The following is a 16,878-nucleotide window of genomic DNA, read 5'->3' as shown; positions in this document are numbered from 1 at the left end:
ATTTTCAAAAAAATTATACATATATAAATTATATATTTAATATCTAAAATCTAAAAGTAACATGACACTATATCAATGGTTTGTATTGTTTTTAATTGTTCAAGTAATTCATTTTGTTGGAACTTGGAAAATTTATGAAGCTGCTGGAAGAAAACGTTGGGAAGCCGCAATTCCAATTTATAATGCAATAGTTTTGATGAAAATCATCAACCGACCAACTTGGTGGACATTTTTGCTCTTTGTTCCTGTCATCAACTTGATTATGTTTCCAGTTGTTTGGGTTGAAACCTTGAGAAGTTTTGGTAAAAACTCAACTTTAGATACTTTTCTGGCAGTTGTAACTTTTGGTTTTTATATTTATTATGTCAATTATACACAACCGTTAAACTATATTTCTGATAGAAGTTTAACACCAACAAACAAAACAGCAGATACAGTAAGTTCGTTATTATTCGCAATTGTTGTTGCAACTTTGGTGCATACTTATGTGATGCAACCTTTTACAATTCCATCTTCTTCGTTAGAAAAATCATTGTTAATAGGTGACTTTCTTTTTGTTAGTAAGGTAAACTATGGACCAAGAACGCCAATGACAACTGTTGCTTTGCCAATGGTTCATGATTCAATTCCGCTTGCAGGAAGATTGTCCTATACTAGTTTTCCACAATTACCTTATTTTAGATTTCCAGGATTTGAAAAAATTAAAAATAATGATATTGTAGTTTTCAATTGGCCGAGAGATACCTTAGACCACATGTATCATCCATCGGCAGTTAGAATTGACAAACCAAGAGATAAAAAGACAAATTACGTAAAACGTTGTGTCGGAATTCCGGGTGATAGTTTGCAAATTAAAGACGGAATTGTTTTTATAAATGGAAAAGAATTGATTTTGCCAGAAAGAGCAAAACCGCAGTATTCTTATGAAGTTGGTTACGACGGAAAAACGCCAATCGATTTTGAATATCTTTTGAAAGATTTGAATTCTACCGATGGTGCGGGCTTCAAAAATGCAGAAACTAGAGATACAATTTTTATTGCTGCTTTAACTTTTGAAAGTGCTAAAAGATTAAAAGACGTTCCTGGAATTACTTCGGTAACAAGAGTTATTCACAAAGGTCCAGAAGATGGTGTTTTTCCTGATTTTAAAGACGGAAAACCTTCTGTTACTAACAATTGGAGCGGTGATAATTACGGACCAATATATATTCCACAAGCAGGAAAAACAGTTGCGTTGAACAAGCAAACGCTTCCAATGTATAAAATCATTATCACTGAATATGAAGGAAACACTTTGAAAGTTGTTGGTGATGCTATTTATATAAATGATAAAAAAGCGACGAGTTATACTTTTAAACAAAACTATTATTGGATGATGGGAGACAACCGTCATAATTCATTAGATGCTCGTTATTTTGGATATACGCCAGAAGATCACGTAGTTGGAAAACCAGTTTTCATTTGGATGAGTTGGGATACTAACGGAAAAGGATTAAACAAAATTCGTTGGGAACGTATGTTTACTTTTGTAAGTGGCGATGGTCAACCTAACTCGTATTTCAAATATTTCTTAGGTTTATTGGCTTTATATTTTGTGGGTGAATATTTTTGGAAAAAAAGAAAAGCAAAAAATGTAGAATAGTTTAAGAGTTTAAAGGTTTAGCATAATAACTTCTAAACTTTTAAACTCATAAACTTCTAAACAGAAATAATGAATAATTTATTAATACATCCAACTTATTTCCCGTCTATTAGTCATTTTGTTGCTATGTCACAAGCTGATAGTATTACGTTTGAAATGGAAGACAACTTTCAGAAACAAACCAATCGTAACCGAATGTACATTTATAGTCCAAACGGAATTCAGTTGTTAAATATTCCCATAAAACACTCCAAAGAAGCACATCAACGAACAAAAGATGTAAAACTTGAAACAGCTTTTGATTGGCAAAAACAACACTTCAAATCATTAGAAGCGGCTTACAGAACATCTCCTTTTTTTGAGTATTTTGAAGACGAAATCTATCCAATTTTCACAAAGAAGCACACTTTCCTAATGGATTTGAATTTGGAATCGATGGAAATGGTTGCCAAATGTCTCAAAATGAAATTGGAATACAGTAAAACCACTGAATATTTCCACGAAGTAACGGATTTTAAAGACTTGCGAATATTAGCTAACGGAAAAAAAGACACTGCTACTTTTGAAAGTTACACACAAGTTTTTGGCGATAAACACGGCTTTTTAAATAACTTAAGTATTCTAGATTTGCTTTTCAATGAAGGACGATACGCTTTAGATTATTTGAAAAAACAGGTGTTGTAGTTTACTCAATCGAAAGCCTAGTCATAATTGGAAAATGATCTGAATTTTGAAATTCTGGGAAGCTTTCAAAACTTTTTACCTTTATGTTTGAATCGGCAAAAATATAGTCAATTCGTGCTGGATAATATTTGAAATTATAGGTTTTTCCAAATCCTTTTCCAGCTTCTTCAAATGTGTCGTGCAAGTTTCCTTTGATACTTCTATAAACATAAGAAAAAGCACTATTATTCATATCACCACAAATAATGATTGGATATTCACACTCACTTTTGTGATTTTTTATAATTTCTGCTTGTTGCTGTTGTTTGGTAAAAGCAGCACTAATTCGCTTCAAAACCATTTGTGATTTTTCTTGATTGATACCATCAATGTTTTCAGATAACTCATTAACATCTGGAGAAATTTTGATGGATTGTAAATGAATATTATAAACGCGAATAATGTCTTTTCCTTTTTTAATATCAGCAAAAATGGCATTATTATTCGAATTTGGAAACACAATGTTTCCTTCATTTATTATCGGGAATTTTGAAAAAATTGCTTGACTAGTTTTAATTTTATCGCCTTGCACATATACGTATTTATGCGGATAGACTTTCAAATCAATTCCAGCCGTTTCTGAATATTCTTGAATACACAAAATATCAGGATTTTTCTCGTTGATAAATTCCAAAATTCGATACGGAACGCTATCACTATCAATCCATTTGAAAAGATTAAGCAAACGAACATTATAACTCATCACAACAAAGTCGTTTTCGGTTTTTTCAACATCAAGAGATGAAAATTTGTAGAATTTATTGATAAAAGTTATTCCTGCCAAAAGCACTAAACCAGATAAGATGATTTGTTTTTTCAATTGTAGTAACCAATAGATAAAAAACAACGCATTCAAAATCAAAAATAATGGTAAAACAAGTGTTAATACGGATAAAAGCGGAAATAATTTTGGTGCTAAAAAAGGTAAAACATATGCAAGAAAAGTCACTATAGTCAAAACTATATTGAAAAAGAATAGGATTCTATTAAACCAAGAAAGGTTTCGAGTTAATCGCATTATTAGTTCTTACAGATAGTTACAAAAATACTACTTTCCGGCTTTGAATAAAAATTCTTTTTCTTCTTTGGTCAAAGCATCATAACCAGATTGACTTATTTTATCTAAAATTTCATCTATTTGTTGTTGTGTTTTGTCTTTAGTTACAATTTTGCTTTCCGTTTTCACAACCGTTTTCTTCAGATTTACATGCACTTTTTTGAAAGGCGTTTTCTTTTTTGTTCCAAATAAAACGGCTAACGAATCTAAAATTTTTGTAAACCAAGCTGTAATATCTGTTCCTTTTTGCAATTGTTTGATATAAATATAACCAAAAAGTGCGCCACCTAAATGGGCAATATGACCGCCAGTATTGTTAATTGGCAACTGAATCAAATCGATAAACAAGAAAATAAGAACAACATATACAAGTTTTACAGTTCCAAATAGAAACAATCTTAGTTCCATCATAGGTTGATAGGTTGCAGTTGCAGCCAAAATTGCCATTACAGCTCCAGAAGCACCAATCAAAACAGAAGAGCTATTAATGAGTGCTGGGAAAATCATATACGAGACTATGTATAGAATTCCAGCAAAAATGGCACTTACAAGGTATAAACTTAGAAACTGTTTTTGTGTAAAAAAGGTAGAAAAAATTCTTCCAGCAAAATTCAACATTAGTAAATTAAACAAAATATGTAGAATTCCAGCATGAAAAAAAGCATATGAAATTATGGACCAAGGCTTAGTTAAAAGGTTATGCGGATTGGATGATAAACTTACGTAAGATAGAAAATCAATATTAATATTGAATAATTTCAAAATTGAAAAGACAATAGTAGGAATAGCAAATAAGATGATGTTCCAAAAAATTAATTTGGTAGCAACATCACCCATTTTGAATTGCAATTTTAGATCATCTAGAATGCTACTCATTAGTTCCATCGATTTTTGTTAAATTGATTTTTTTTCCAATACCACATCATAATAAAACCTGTTAAGGCACCGCCAAGATGCGCAAAATGAGCAACTCCAGTGCTTCCAGCTCCAAAAATAGAACTTCCTTTTAAACCTAAGAATAAGTCGACTGCTAAGATTCCAGGCACAAAATATTTAGCTTTTATTGGAACAGGTATAAACATCAAACCTAATTGAGCACTTGGAAACATAAAGGCAAAAGCTGTCAATAAACCATAAATTGCACCAGAAGCTCCAACCGCAGAAGATTGATAATTCATAACCACATTTTGTAATTGATTAAATTGCTCTTGATTGCAATTAACTCTTTCTAAAATTTCTTTAACTTTCCCAGCAACCATTTGATTATTAGCATCAAAAACTTCTCTGTAATCAGTATTTAATAAAGTATGTAACTCTGCGTTAGTAAATTTTAGTTCTGAAATTGTTCCTAACAAAGAATGCACTTCATAATAATTAACACCCATATGCAACAAAGCTGCTCCTAGTCCACATGAAATATAAAAAAACAAGAATTTTTTACCACCCCAAAAATGTTCTAAAGTCGATCCAAATGAATATAAGGCAAACATGTTAAACGCTAAATGCATCAAATTTGGCATTTTGGCGTGCATAAACATATGTGTTATCAGTTGCCAAAATCTGAATTTGTCACTTTCAGGATAAAAAAGCGAAAAAAGATCGTAAGAAACTGGCACTAATTGTGAACCAATAAAAAAGATAATATTTATAATCAAAAGTTGTTTGACAACTGGTGTGATATTCATCATAAAGTAAATTTTCTGTCTATATCTTCCACACGCATTGTGATGAAAGTTGGTTTTTGAAATGGAGTAGTATTAGGTTCTTTGCAAGCAAAAAGTCCGTTGACTAAATTTTCTTGCTCTTTTTCAGTCAAGAATGTACCTGTTTTTATAGCCAAACTTTTCGCCATTGATCTTGCAATCGTATCATTTTGACTAAAGCTATTTTCAGGAATTCCATCTTGTAAATCGCTAATTAAATGTTCTAAAACCAATGATGCTTCTTTTTCAGAAACATTGGCCGGTAAACCTGAAAGAACGATATATTCTTGTGTGGTTTCTTCAAAAACAAAACCAGTATTAACCAACGATTGTTTTAATTCTTCAATTAATTCTAATTCGGCTGTTGAAAAATATAAATTTAAGGGAAACAATAATTGCTGACTGCAAGCCTGATGAACCGTCATGTTGGTCAGAAATTGTTCGTACAAAATACGTTGATGTGCTCGGTGTTGATTTACAATTACCATTCCCGATTTTATTGGGTTTACAATGTATTTTCTATGTATTTGATAGGTTCTGTTGCCTTGTTTTTCTTCGTTATTTTCATCAAATAAGGATGCGGTAATTTCTTCGTCATTTTCAAAATTCACTATCGAAGTAGCATCAATTTCTATTTCAGAAGCTTGATTGGTTCCAATATACAAACTTTCCCAACTTGCTTCTTTTTTTGGATAATAGGGTGGCGTGTAGGTTTTGTTTGGCTTATCATTAGAAAAAGGATTGTAGCTTCTATCAACTTGAATTGTTGGTGTAGAAGCTTCTTTGTCTTTAAAATCATAAGGTGTGTCCAAATTGGAATCTCTATCAAAATCTAAAGCCGGAACCACATTAAATTGTCCTAAACTATGTTTGATTGTAGAGCGTAAAATGGCATATAAAGCTTGTTCATCGTCAAACTTAATTTCAGTTTTTGTCGGATGAATATTGATGTCAATTGTATTTGGCGGAACATCTAAGTAAAGAAAATAACTTGGTTGTGCACCAACAGGCAAAATTCCTTCATAAGCAGCCATAACAGCATGATGCAAATAACCGCTTTTGATAAATCTATTATTCACAAAAAAGAATTGTTCGCTACGACTTTTCTTGGCATATTCAGGTTTTCCAACAAATCCAGTTACCTTCAAAATATCGGTTTCTTCATTGCATGGAACTAGTTTTTCATTTGTTTTTCCTGCAAAAATAGTCACAATTCTTTGTCTCAAATTGGATTGAGGCAAGTTGAACATTTCGCTTCCATTATGATAAAAAGTAAAGTGAATGTTGGGATGCGCCAAGACCACACGTTGAAATTCATCAACAATATGTCTAAATTCTACCGTTTCTGATTTCAAGAAATTACGTCGCGCAGGAATATTAAAAAATAAATTCTTTACAGAAAATGAAGTGCCTTTTGGCAAAACTGAAGGTTCTTGAGAAACAAATTTGCTTCCTTCGATGATGATATGTGTACCAAGTTCTTCTTGATCTTGTCGGGTTTTCATTTCTACATGAGCAATCGCTGCAATAGAAGCCAGTGCTTCACCACGAAAACCTTTAGTATGCAATGAAAATAAATCTTCCGCTTGACGAATTTTTGAAGTAGCATGACGTTCAAAGCACATTCTAGCATCGGTAATGTTCATTCCAACACCATTGTCTATTACTTGCACCAACGATTTTCCTGCGTCTTTTATAATCAGTTTGATATCGGTTGCTTTGGCATCGACTGCGTTTTCAAGTAGTTCTTTTACTACCGAAGCAGGACGTTGCACCACTTCACCAGCAGCAATCTGATTGGCAACATGATCGGGAAGTAATTGAATTATGCTCGACATTAAATTATTTGTTATTCAGTTTTGTCATTCAGTAGGAATCTCATCAAACTTTACAATTGTTTAAATCGTAAAAAATACGAATTAGCAAATTTAAGCAAAAACTATTGGTTTAACTAGTTAACAACTTCCTAAAAAAAACAAAAACCTATTCGATTTAGAATAAGTTTTTGAGTTATAAATAAAATTTGGAAATTTCTTCGTTAACTTATTTCAGATTTTCTTCTCAAGTCAGCCATTTTTATTGCAGCTATTGCAGCTTCTGTTCCTTTGTTTCCATGAACTCCGCCACTTCTGTCGATGGATTGTTGTTCGTTATTATCGGTTAGTAAACAAAAAATAACTGGAACATCTGTTTGAACATTTAAGTCTTTGATACCTTGTGTTACACCTTCGCAAACGAACTCAAAATGCATAGTTTCGCCTTTTATAACACAACCAATTGTGATAACAACATCAACATTTTGTGTTACAATCATGCGTTGAGCACCATACACTAGTTCAAAACTACCAGGAACATTCCAACGAATGATGTTTTCCTGAATAGCTCCACAATCTAAAAGTGCCTCAAGAGCACCTTTGTAAAGTCCTTCGGTTATATGATCGTTCCATTCTGAAACAACAATCCCAAACCGAAAATCTTTCGCATTTGGGATTGTGTTTTTATCGTAATTAGATAAATTTTTATTAGCTGTAGCCATTTTTATAGTTTTCAGTCGCAATCGCAGTAGGCAGTTACTGAAAACTGAAAACTGAGACTGTTAACTTCTTATTGTGCCATACCAATCAAAGCATCAACACTTTGAGCTTCTGGAGCACTTTCGTATTTTTCTTTGATTTGAGTTAAATGTTTCAAAGCATCTGCTTTATTATTAGCTGCTAATTCTAATTGTGCTGCTTTTAATAAATATCTTGGTGTAGTTAACTCATTTACATTCATTTCTGAAGCTTTGATATAATATTCTAATGCTTTTTTAGCATCATTTTTTTGTGAATAAGCATCACCAATCGCTCCAACTGCAAGTGTACTCAACATTACATCATCTGAAGAAAAACTTTCTAATGAGCTTATAGCTTCAGCATATTTTCCTGTATTAAGGTAAGCAATACCAGCATAATAGTTAGCTAAATTTCCTGCTGCAGTTCCTGAGAATTTATCAGCAATATCTTTAAATCCGAATTGTCCTTCTGAACCTTTTAATGCTAAATTGAATAATGAATCTTTTGCAGTATCGCCATCAACAGCTTTTTGGAAATTTTGTTGTGCTACGAACATAGCATTTGCACCTTCATCTTCTTTAGGTTCCACAACAAATTTTTGGTATAATAAATAACTTACTGTTACTAAAGCAATTGCTCCAACAATTCCGAAGATTATCTTTTGATTTTTTTCAACCCAAGCTTCTGTTTTTGAAGCTGTTTCGTCTAATGTATTGAAAACACCGGCTGTTGCACTGTCTTTCTCATCTACATTTGGAGTTTCTTCAATAAAGTTTGCGTCTACTTTTTCTTCTTTCTCTTTTGGTGTTTTGTAACCTCTTTTATTATAAGTTGCCATTTAATTTTAATTTAGTGTGCGCAAAAATAAAATTTTTATTCGTATTTAAAAGCGATTTTTGTCGATATTTTTCAATAATTTGCACGCTCTTAAAAAAAGATATTGAAAATTTTAAAAAAGTCAATATTTTCAAGCCATCACAATGTTTTTAAAAAAGATTTCTTTATTCAATTATAAAAATTTTTCGGAAGTCAGTTATGATTTCGATGCCAAAATCAACTGTTTTGTTGGGAAAAATGGTATTGGAAAAACAAATGTGCTCGATGCAATCTATCATTTGGCTTATGGAAAAAGTTATTTCAATCCTATTGCAGCTCAAAATATAAAACATGGTGAAGATTTTTTTGTGGTTGATGGCGAATTTGAAAAAGCAAAACGTTCGGAACAAATTGTAAGTAGTTTCAAAAAAGGACAAAAGAAAATCCTGAAGCGCAACGGAAAACAATATGAAAAATTCTCCGATCATGTTGGATTGATTCCACTTGTTATTATTTCGCCAAGCGATGCCGACTTGATTATTGAAGGTAGTGAAACCAGAAGACGTTTTATTGACAGTGTAATTTCGCAGTTGGATTCTACCTATTTACAGCAATTAATTCAGTACCAAAAAATCATTAGTCAACGAAATGCGTTGTTGAAATATTTTGCCTTGAATCATGTATTCGAAAATGATACTTTGTCTATATATAATGAGCAATTGAATCAATTAGGACAATCTATTTTTGAAAAGCGAAAACACTTTCTGAATGATTTTATTCCAATTTTCAATAAACATCATCAAGCAATTACGGGTTCAGTAGAAACAGTTCAATTGGTTTATGAAAGTCATTTGTTTGAGAATGATACACTGACTTTATTAGAACAAAATTTAGCAAAAGACAGAGCTTTGCAATATACTTCAGTTGGCGTTCATAAAGACGATTTGTCGTTTCAAATTGAAAATTATCCGATCAAAAAGTTCGGTTCGCAAGGACAACAAAAATCCTTCTTGATTGCATTGAAATTTGCTCAATTTGAATTTGTAAAAAAACAAAGTGGCGAAAACCCAATCTTATTATTTGATGATATTTTTGATAAATTGGATGAAACTCGTGTTGGCAAAATTGTAGAAATGGTCAACCAAGACGAATTCGGGCAATTATTTATTTCAGATACACATTCTGAACGTACCGAAGCTATTGTAAAATCAACACATCAGAGTTATAAATTATTTAATTTGTAACATTTGTTATAATATCACTATTTTTACTACTTTATTTTTGACGAAATTTTAAAAAAAAATATAAACATGAAATCTACTTTTTTATCACTACTAGCTGTAACTTTTTTATTAATCAGTTGCCAAGGACAAACCAACAAAACGGCTGAGCAAACACAATCAACAATTAACTTGTCAATTGATGCAAAATCATTTGTTGACAAATTATCCACTACACAAGGCGCCCTACTTATAGATGTAAGAACGCCCGATGAATTTGCCAGTAAACATCTTGATAATGCTTTAAATATCAATTATAATGGTGCTTCATTTGTTGCAGAAATTGAAAAATTAGACAAATCAAAACCTACTTTCGTTTATTGTTTAAGCGGCGGAAGAAGTAGCAATGCTGCTGCCAAAATGCAAGAATTAGGCTTTAAAGAAGTATACAATATGCAAGGCGGAATGATGAAATACAACGCACTTGGATTGAGCAATCAAGTTCCTTCAAAAACTGGAATGACAATGGCAGACTACGAGAAAATTCTAGCAACTGACAAAACCGTTGTAATCGATTTTTATGCCGAATGGTGTGGTCCATGCAAAAAAATGGCACCGTATTTAGACAAAATGACAACAGAATTAAGAGACAAAGTTACTATCGTTAGAATTGATGTTGATAAAAACGAAGCACTTGCTAATCAAATGAAAGTAGATGCTTTGCCAACAATTATGGTTTACAAAGACAAAAAAGTTGCTTGGCAAAATGTAGGTTATATTACAGAAGAAGAATTGAAAAAACATTTATAGAAATAGTTTGGAGTTTGGAAATAAAAGTTAAGAGTAATTCTCAAAACTTTTAAACTTTTAAACTCTTAAACTTCTAAACTAAAAACATGATTACAAAAGAAGCACTACAATTTTTAGCCGATTTGATTGCAAACAACAACACCGAATGGATGCATGAAAACAAAAAAAGATATGAAAGTTACAAGAAAGACTATCATAACTTTATAACTTCAATTTTGACAGAAATGAAGCCATTGGACAAATCATTGGAACCTTTGGAAGTTAAAAATTGTACGTTTCGAATCAATCGTGATATTCGTTTTAGTAAAGATAAATCTCCTTATAAAACCAATATGGGCGTTTGGATGAGTCAAAATAAAAACCGAAAAAACAGTCCAGGTTATTACATTCATTACGAAAAAGGAAATTGCTTTATTGCTGGTGGTGTTTGGTGTCCAGAACCAAATGAATTGAAGTTGATTCGTAAAGAAATTGAGTTTTTTCATGATGATTTAGAAGCAATAGTTTCCAATAAAAATTTCAAAAAAGAATTTAATGAATTGGATAGAAGTGAAAATACCATCTTGAAAAAAGCACCAAAAGATTTCGATCCAAATCATCCAGCAATTGAATTTTTAAAGTTAAAAAGTTTCACAACTTCAAGCAAAATTGATGATAAACTTTTTACCGATAAAGATTTTAGTAAAATCATTGCTCAAAAATTAATCACATTAAAACCAATGAATGACTTTTTGAGTCGTGCTCTAGAAACAGAAGATTAGAAACACAATTTCACAAATTTACACAGATTCAATTTGTGATAATTTGTGAAATCTGTGTTTAAAAAAAGACCATATGAAAATTGAATTAAATTTCCCTTTAAAAAAATACAACACTTTTGGTATCGAAGCCAATGCAAAACAATTTGTTGCTATTCATAATCTAGCTGAATTAAAGTCAGTTTTAGAAAAACATAACGATGACAAAAAGTTCATACTTGGTGGTGGAAGTAATATGTTACTAACCCAAGATATTGATGCTTTGGTAATTCATGTTGATTTAAAAGGAAAAAAAATCATAAAAGAAGATGACGATTTCGTATGGGTTGAAAGTCAAGCAGGCGAAAATTGGCACGAATTTGTTCTTTGGACAATCGATCAAAATTTCGGTGGATTAGAAAATATGTCGTTAATTCCGGGTAATGTTGGTACAACACCGGTTCAAAATATTGGCGCTTACGGAACCGAAATTAAAGATACATTTATTTCGTGCGATGCCATGAATTTGCTGACTCAAGAAATGAAAACTTTCACAAAAGAAGAATGTAGTTTTGGTTATAGAGAAAGCATTTTCAAACATGAAGCTAAAGATAAATTTGTGATTACTTCTGTGATTTTCAAACTTACAAAACGCAATCACAAAATCAATACTTCGTATGGCGACATCACAAAAGAATTGGAAAAACAAAACGTTACAATTCCAACTTTAAAAGACGTTTCCAATGCTGTTATTGCTATTCGTCAAAGTAAATTACCCGATCCAAAAGAATTAGGAAACAGTGGAAGTTTTTTCAAAAATCCAATTATTTCCAAAGAACTTTTTGAAAAAGTCCAACAAAAATTTCCAGATGTAAAATTCTTTGAAGTTTCTCCAACCGAAGTCAAAGTGCCAGCTGGTTGGCTAATTGAACACGCGGGATTAAAAGGCTACAGAAAAGACGATGCTGGCGTTCACAAAAACCAAGCACTAGTTTTAGTAAATTACGGAAATGCAACTGGTCAAGATATTTTAGCTTTATCAAGATACGTTCAAAAAACAGTTTTCGACAAATACGGAATTGCTATTGAGGCTGAAGTTAATGTGATTTAATTGACTGTTAAGATTCCAATAATTTGTGAAAATTTGTGTAATCTGTGTTAAAATAGTTATTTATAAATGAAAAAAGTAATTGAAACCAATCGTCTTTATCTAAGAGAATTATCGGTTGCTGATGATGAAAACTTCTATTTGCTAAACTCTGATGAAGATGTAATAAAATACACTGGTGATAAAGCTTTTGATTCTATAAAAGACGCCGAATCATTTTTAGAAAATTACAATCCTTATCAAGAATACGGTTATGGTCGTTGGGCAGTGATTGCTAAATCAAACGAAGAATTTCTAGGATGGTGTGGATTAAAATATTCACCAGAAACTGACGAAGTTGACATCGGATTTCGCTTTTTCAAAAAACATTGGAGCAAAGGTTACGCAACAGAATCTGCCAAAGCTTGCATTGAGTACGGATTTGAAAAACTGAATTTGCAAACTATTGTCGGCAGAGCAATGGAAGCCAATATTGCCTCAATAAAAGTGTTAGAAAAACTTGGAATGAGCTACGTAAAACATTTCACTTTTCATTTGCACGACGGTGTTTTGTACCAAATTAAAAAATCCTAATTCATAATTCGTTATTCCTAATTGAATTTTATACTTTTGCACCGTCTCAAATTTTAAGCTTGAAACAACATTTGTGTTATGATTTTACAAGTACTTTTTTATATTTTTATTGCAATTGTCACCATTCAATTTGTGTATTACATACTAATTTTTGGTAAATTTTCATTTACTAAACCTCAAAATAATACACCTAAAAAGTTACCAATTTCTATAATTGTTTGTGCTAAAAACGAAGAAGAAAATGTAAAAAACTTTGTGCCACTTCTTTTGCAACAAAATTATCCCGATTTTGAAATTGTCCTTATCGATGATGCTTCTAGAGATGAAACCCTAGAAATTTTTGAACAATACGAAAAGCAATATTCTAATATAAAGTTAGTTAAAGTTGAAAATAACGAAGCTTTTTGGGGCAATAAAAAATTCGCATTAACACTTGGAATCAAAGCGGCTAAAAACGAATATTTGCTTTTCACCGATGCCGATTGTTATCCAAAAACAACTGAATGGATTAACGAAATGAGCGCTCAATTTTCAAAAGAAAAAACTATTGTTTTGGGTTATGGAGCTTACGAAAAAATAAAAGGTTCGTTCTTTAATAAGATTATTCGTTTTGAAACGTTATTAACTGCAACACAATATTTTGCTTGGTCAAAAGCTGGCAAACCTTTTATGGGTGTTGGTCGAAATATGGCTTACAAAAGAGAAGAATTTTTCAGAGTTAGAGGTTTTATGGATCACATGAAAATTCGTTCTGGCGACGACGATTTGTTTGTTAATCAAGCGGCAAATGCAGCTAATACAACGATTTGCTATTCGCCTGATAGTTTTACTTTTTCTAAACCCAAAACCACTTTTGGCGATTGGTTCAGACAAAAACGAAGACATGTAGCAACAGCTAAACATTACAAATCATTCGATAGAACACAATTGGCAGTTTTTTATCTTTCGCAACTAACTTTTTTTATTCTACCTATGATTTTGTTAGCGTTTCAATACCAATGGATTATAGTCGTTAGTTTGATAGGTTTTAGATATTTAACGGCTTGGATTTCAATGGGATTTGCCGCTGGAAAACTCAAAGAAAAAGACGTAATGTATTGGTTTCCGATTATCGAAATTGTACTTATTTTGACACAATTTAATGTTTTTATCACTAATATTTTCTCAAAACCAGTTCAGTGGAAATAAATCCCTATATCGAAAAAGCTAAAAAGGGCGACCAAGTTGCTTTTACTTATTTGCTAGATTATTACTGGAACGAAGTCTATGGTTTTATGCTCAAACGTACCGAAAATGAAACCGATGCCGAAGATATTGCCATAGAAACTTTTTCAAAAGCATTCGATAAAATTTCGACTTACAACCCTGAATTTCAATTTAATACTTGGTTGATTGCCATTGCCAAAAATGTGCACATCGACTTACTTCGCAAGAAAAAAACATCACTTTTTGTCGAAATTACCGACGAAGAAGACCAACAAGCTTACAACGTTGCTGACACATCACCATCTGCCGAAGATGAACTAATTATTGAGCAAAATCTTTCGCAATTACTTCAATTTATCAAAGAGTTAAAACCTCATTATCAAGAAGTTATTCAGTTGCGTTATTTTCAAGAAATGAGCTATCAGGAAATTGCAGAACAACTCAACGAACCTTTGAGCAACGTCAAAATCAAATTACTTCGCGCCAAAAAACTATTGGCAGAAATCATCCAAAGCAAACAGTAATTTTAGTAGAAACGAATGGCTTGGGAATTGTAGCTTTCCCTTTTCCTGCTATCCGCACCGCACGACGGTTTGCTCCTATCAGGGTTAGTTAGGTTATGTATTGAATCGATGCAGTAGCTCTAAGAAAAAATTATTAAAATTCAAGTATTTTAATTAATACTTTATTAAATTTTTGTTTTTACTGTGATAATCACACAATATCGGAATAATCTTTGCGTTATTAATGATGTAAATAACTTATAAAATCTATTTTCTATACTCTAAATTCTATTTTCTAAAAAATTCGCTTATGTAGCATTGATACTTAACCATTAAATCTAATAATTATGTCTAAAGTAAGTATCTTTGAAAAAAAGTGGATTGATCTTGTGTTTGAAGGCAAGAACAAAGAGTATGGCGCTTACCAATTACGCCAAGAAAATTCTCGAACCACGCTTGTAGCCTTCTTTTTCGGAATTGTTTTCCTTTCTGGATTTGTTTTTGCGCTAAGTTCATTTGCTAATCCAGTCGAAGTTCTTCCTGAAGGCTTTAATCCTGATACAGCTATAAAAGTTGATATTTATTATCCACCAACAAAGAAAGAACCTGAACATAAGCTTCCAGCTGCGAAGAAAACTGAAGTTAAAGATGATGTAAAAAAAGAAGATTTGAAAAATCCAGTCATTGCTGAAAAAGATGAAAAATTTGTTGATGTAAAAACCAATGAAGAAGCCAAAAAAGCAGCAACAACATCTGAAAATGGAGTGGAAGGTGGCACTGGAACTTCAAAGAATGCTTCTGAAGGTGAAGGAAAAACAGGAGTGTCAACAATTGTTGAACCTAAAAAGCCTGAAGGCACAGTTATCACAGCTTTGTTAGATAAACAACCAGAATATCCAGGCGGAATCAACAAGTTCTACGAGTATGTAGGCAACAATTTCGAAAAACCAGAAATGGACGAAACGGAAAATATTAGTGTTTATGTTGCTTTCGTAATAGAAAAAGATGGCAGTATGACCGATGTAAAAGTTTTAAGAAATCCAGGTTATGGTCTAGGAAAAGAAGCTATTCGTGTTCTAAAATCTTTGCGTACCAAATGGAAACCAGGCATAAAAGATGGTCAGCCAGTAAGAACTCAATTCACATTACCAATTACAGTTAAAAAAGGTTAATTTAGAAGTTTATTAATTCAATTAAGGCCTTTGTCACAGTTTAGTCAACTTGGCAAAGGTTTTTGATTTTATAACAGTAAAATAATATCTTAATAACATGTTTATAAAGAATCTCTTTTTTTCTTGATTTTTTTTATGATTTTCCTATTTTTACCGAATGGAAATACACGGAAAATTAATCATAATAGGCGGAGCTGTCGATAAAGGCAGTTTTTCTGAAACAAATTTGGATCAAAACGCTGCAAAGAATTTGAATTTCTTTGAAGAAGGTATCCTAAAAAGAATCATCAACGAATCTAAAAATAAAGAGTTATCTCGAATAGAAGTTATTACAACGGCATCCAAAATTCCAAGAGAAATTGGACCAGAATACGTAAAAGCTTTCAGTTATTTAGGAGCCAATAATGTTGATGTTTTATATATAGAAAGAAGAGAACAAGCATCAGAACCTGAAGTTTTAGAAAGATTAAAAGCTGCAGATGTTGTTATGTTTACTGGTGGTGACCAACTTCGACTAACCTCAATTTTGGGAGGAACTCCTTTTGATGACATTTTAATTGATAAATACAGAAACGAAGATTTCATCTATGCAGGAACTTCTGCAGGTGCAGCTGCGGCTTCTAACAGTATGATTTACCAAGGGAGCAGTCAAGAAGCATTGCTAAAAGGTGAAGTTAAAATAACTTCTGGTTTAGGATTAATAGACGATGTTGTTATCGATACTCATTTTGTACAGCGTGGCAGAATAGGAAGATTATTCCAAGCAGTTGTAGGAAATCCAAAAGTTTTAGGAATTGGTTTAGGAGAAGACACAGGATTGCTAATAAAAAATGGTCGCCAAATGGAAGCAATCGGTTCTGGACTTGTAATATTAGTTGATGGTCGCGAAGTAAAAGACACCAATTTAACTCAAGTTGAATTAGGAAAACCAATTTCTATCAACCATCTGGTAACACACGTAATGAGTAAACACGACACTTTTGATTTAGATACTTTCAAAATGCAAATTCATTCGTCTCAATATGTATAAAAGTTTGTTGTTTATAGCTGGTT

Annotated in this window: 17 protein-coding genes; 11 read left to right on the top strand and 6 right to left on the bottom strand. The window is 32.1% G+C overall.

What is annotated here, in order from left to right:
- Nucleotides 1-61: 61 nt before the first annotated feature.
- Entirely contained in the window at nucleotides 62-1,642 is a 1,581-nt protein-coding gene (gene lepB / locus O9267_RS13655) for a signal peptidase I (protein WP_298180506.1), read from the top strand.
- A 69-nt stretch (nucleotides 1,643-1,711) separates the two neighbouring features.
- Nucleotides 1,712-2,326, top strand: a complete 615-nt coding sequence (locus O9267_RS13650) for a WbqC family protein (protein WP_298180504.1) — start codon at nucleotides 1,712-1,714, stop codon at nucleotides 2,324-2,326.
- 1 nt (nucleotide 2,327) lies between these two features.
- Here O9267_RS13650 and O9267_RS13645 read toward each other — a convergent pair whose 3' ends face one another.
- The 6 genes from O9267_RS13645 to O9267_RS13620 all read right to left on the bottom strand — a co-directional run bounded on the left by O9267_RS13645 (nucleotide 2,328) and on the right by O9267_RS13620 (nucleotide 8,518).
- The gene (locus tag O9267_RS13645) at nucleotides 2,328-3,383 is read right to left on the bottom strand and encodes an endonuclease/exonuclease/phosphatase family protein (RefSeq protein ID WP_298180502.1); all 1,056 of its coding nucleotides are present in this window, start codon (nucleotides 3,381-3,383) and stop codon (nucleotides 2,328-2,330) included.
- Nucleotides 3,384-3,413: 30 nt separating this feature from the next.
- Nucleotides 3,414-4,298, bottom strand: coding sequence for a rhomboid family intramembrane serine protease (locus tag O9267_RS13640; RefSeq protein WP_298180500.1), 885 nt, complete (start codon nucleotides 4,296-4,298; stop codon nucleotides 3,414-3,416).
- Entirely contained in the window at nucleotides 4,298-5,110 is an 813-nt protein-coding gene (locus O9267_RS13635) for a rhomboid family intramembrane serine protease (RefSeq protein WP_298180499.1), read from the bottom strand. The genes O9267_RS13640 and O9267_RS13635 overlap by 1 nt, the downstream gene beginning before the upstream one ends.
- Complete coding sequence (mutL, locus tag O9267_RS13630; protein WP_298180497.1) at nucleotides 5,107-6,963, bottom strand: DNA mismatch repair endonuclease MutL; 1,857 nt, start codon at nucleotides 6,961-6,963, stop codon at nucleotides 5,107-5,109. Before mutL ends, O9267_RS13635 begins: the two co-directional genes overlap by 4 nt.
- Nucleotides 6,964-7,163: 200 nt before the next feature.
- Nucleotides 7,164-7,661 carry a 6,7-dimethyl-8-ribityllumazine synthase gene (gene ribH, locus O9267_RS13625; RefSeq protein WP_298180495.1) on the bottom strand — a complete coding sequence of 166 codons (498 nt, stop codon included), beginning with the start codon at nucleotides 7,659-7,661 and terminating at the stop codon, nucleotides 7,164-7,166.
- Nucleotides 7,662-7,729: 68 nt separating this feature from the next.
- Entirely contained in the window at nucleotides 7,730-8,518 is a 789-nt protein-coding gene (locus tag O9267_RS13620; protein ID WP_298180493.1) for a hypothetical protein, read from the bottom strand.
- Nucleotides 8,519-8,660: 142 nt separating this feature from the next.
- Between O9267_RS13620 and recF the strand changes: the two genes are divergently transcribed.
- From recF to O9267_RS13575, 9 genes are all read left to right on the top strand, one after another.
- On the top strand, nucleotides 8,661-9,740 hold the full coding sequence (gene recF / locus O9267_RS13615; RefSeq protein WP_298180491.1) for a DNA replication and repair protein RecF: 1,080 nt from the start codon (nucleotides 8,661-8,663) through the stop codon (nucleotides 9,738-9,740).
- Nucleotides 9,741-9,806: 66 nt separating this feature from the next.
- Nucleotides 9,807-10,526 (top strand): thioredoxin, encoded by a 720-nt coding sequence (gene trxA, locus O9267_RS13610; protein WP_298180489.1) that lies wholly within the window; start codon nucleotides 9,807-9,809, stop codon nucleotides 10,524-10,526.
- 86 nt (nucleotides 10,527-10,612) lie between these two features.
- Nucleotides 10,613-11,287, top strand: a complete 675-nt coding sequence (locus O9267_RS13605) for a DUF2461 domain-containing protein (protein WP_298180487.1) — start codon at nucleotides 10,613-10,615, stop codon at nucleotides 11,285-11,287.
- Between the two features lie 73 nt (nucleotides 11,288-11,360).
- Nucleotides 11,361-12,374, top strand: a complete 1,014-nt coding sequence (murB, locus tag O9267_RS13600) for a UDP-N-acetylmuramate dehydrogenase (protein ID WP_298180484.1) — start codon at nucleotides 11,361-11,363, stop codon at nucleotides 12,372-12,374.
- 66 nt (nucleotides 12,375-12,440) lie between these two features.
- Entirely contained in the window at nucleotides 12,441-12,944 is a 504-nt protein-coding gene (locus O9267_RS13595) for a GNAT family N-acetyltransferase (protein ID WP_298180483.1), read from the top strand.
- 81 nt (nucleotides 12,945-13,025) lie between these two features.
- A complete protein-coding gene (locus O9267_RS13590) occupies nucleotides 13,026-14,132 on the top strand; it encodes a glycosyltransferase (RefSeq protein WP_298180563.1) in 1,107 nt (368 codons plus the stop codon).
- Nucleotides 14,123-14,674, top strand: coding sequence for a sigma-70 family RNA polymerase sigma factor (locus O9267_RS13585; protein WP_298180481.1), 552 nt, complete (start codon nucleotides 14,123-14,125; stop codon nucleotides 14,672-14,674). The genes O9267_RS13590 and O9267_RS13585 overlap by 10 nt, the downstream gene beginning before the upstream one ends.
- Nucleotides 14,675-15,000: 326 nt before the next feature.
- Nucleotides 15,001-15,825 (top strand): energy transducer TonB, encoded by an 825-nt coding sequence (locus O9267_RS13580; RefSeq protein WP_298180479.1) that lies wholly within the window; start codon nucleotides 15,001-15,003, stop codon nucleotides 15,823-15,825.
- 157 nt (nucleotides 15,826-15,982) lie between these two features.
- Nucleotides 15,983-16,855, top strand: a complete 873-nt coding sequence (locus tag O9267_RS13575) for a cyanophycinase (protein ID WP_298180477.1) — start codon at nucleotides 15,983-15,985, stop codon at nucleotides 16,853-16,855.
- The last annotated feature ends 23 nt before the right edge of the window (nucleotides 16,856-16,878 follow it).

Origin of the sequence: Flavobacterium sp. (assembly GCF_027531705.1) — a bacterium.
GTDB lineage: Bacteria > Bacteroidota > Bacteroidia > Flavobacteriales > Flavobacteriaceae > Flavobacterium.
Note: the sequence above shows the minus strand (reverse complement) of the source record. Positions and strands in the feature narration are given on the sequence as shown.

What these genes read in the sequence shown, in the direction of transcription:
- lepB (WP_298180506.1), top strand. Translation starts at nt 62, where the DNA reads ATGACACTATATCAATGGTTTGTATTGTTTTTAATTGTTCAAGTAATT.
- O9267_RS13650 (WP_298180504.1), top strand. Translation starts at nt 1,712, where the DNA reads ATGAATAATTTATTAATACATCCAACTTATTTCCCGTCTATTAGTCAT.
- O9267_RS13645 (WP_298180502.1), bottom strand. Translation starts at nt 3,383, where the DNA reads ATGCGATTAACTCGAAACCTTTCTTGGTTTAATAGAATCCTATTCTTT.
- O9267_RS13640 (WP_298180500.1), bottom strand. Translation starts at nt 4,298, where the DNA reads ATGAGTAGCATTCTAGATGATCTAAAATTGCAATTCAAAATGGGTGAT.
- O9267_RS13635 (WP_298180499.1), bottom strand. Translation starts at nt 5,110, where the DNA reads ATGATGAATATCACACCAGTTGTCAAACAACTTTTGATTATAAATATT.
- mutL (WP_298180497.1), bottom strand. Translation starts at nt 6,963, where the DNA reads ATGTCGAGCATAATTCAATTACTTCCCGATCATGTTGCCAATCAGATT.
- ribH (WP_298180495.1), bottom strand. Translation starts at nt 7,661, where the DNA reads ATGGCTACAGCTAATAAAAATTTATCTAATTACGATAAAAACACAATC.
- O9267_RS13620 (WP_298180493.1), bottom strand. Translation starts at nt 8,518, where the DNA reads ATGGCAACTTATAATAAAAGAGGTTACAAAACACCAAAAGAGAAAGAA.
- recF (WP_298180491.1), top strand. Translation starts at nt 8,661, where the DNA reads ATGTTTTTAAAAAAGATTTCTTTATTCAATTATAAAAATTTTTCGGAA.
- trxA (WP_298180489.1), top strand. Translation starts at nt 9,807, where the DNA reads ATGAAATCTACTTTTTTATCACTACTAGCTGTAACTTTTTTATTAATC.
- O9267_RS13605 (WP_298180487.1), top strand. Translation starts at nt 10,613, where the DNA reads ATGATTACAAAAGAAGCACTACAATTTTTAGCCGATTTGATTGCAAAC.
- murB (WP_298180484.1), top strand. Translation starts at nt 11,361, where the DNA reads ATGAAAATTGAATTAAATTTCCCTTTAAAAAAATACAACACTTTTGGT.
- O9267_RS13595 (WP_298180483.1), top strand. Translation starts at nt 12,441, where the DNA reads ATGAAAAAAGTAATTGAAACCAATCGTCTTTATCTAAGAGAATTATCG.
- O9267_RS13580 (WP_298180479.1), top strand. Translation starts at nt 15,001, where the DNA reads ATGTCTAAAGTAAGTATCTTTGAAAAAAAGTGGATTGATCTTGTGTTT.
- O9267_RS13575 (WP_298180477.1), top strand. Translation starts at nt 15,983, where the DNA reads ATGGAAATACACGGAAAATTAATCATAATAGGCGGAGCTGTCGATAAA.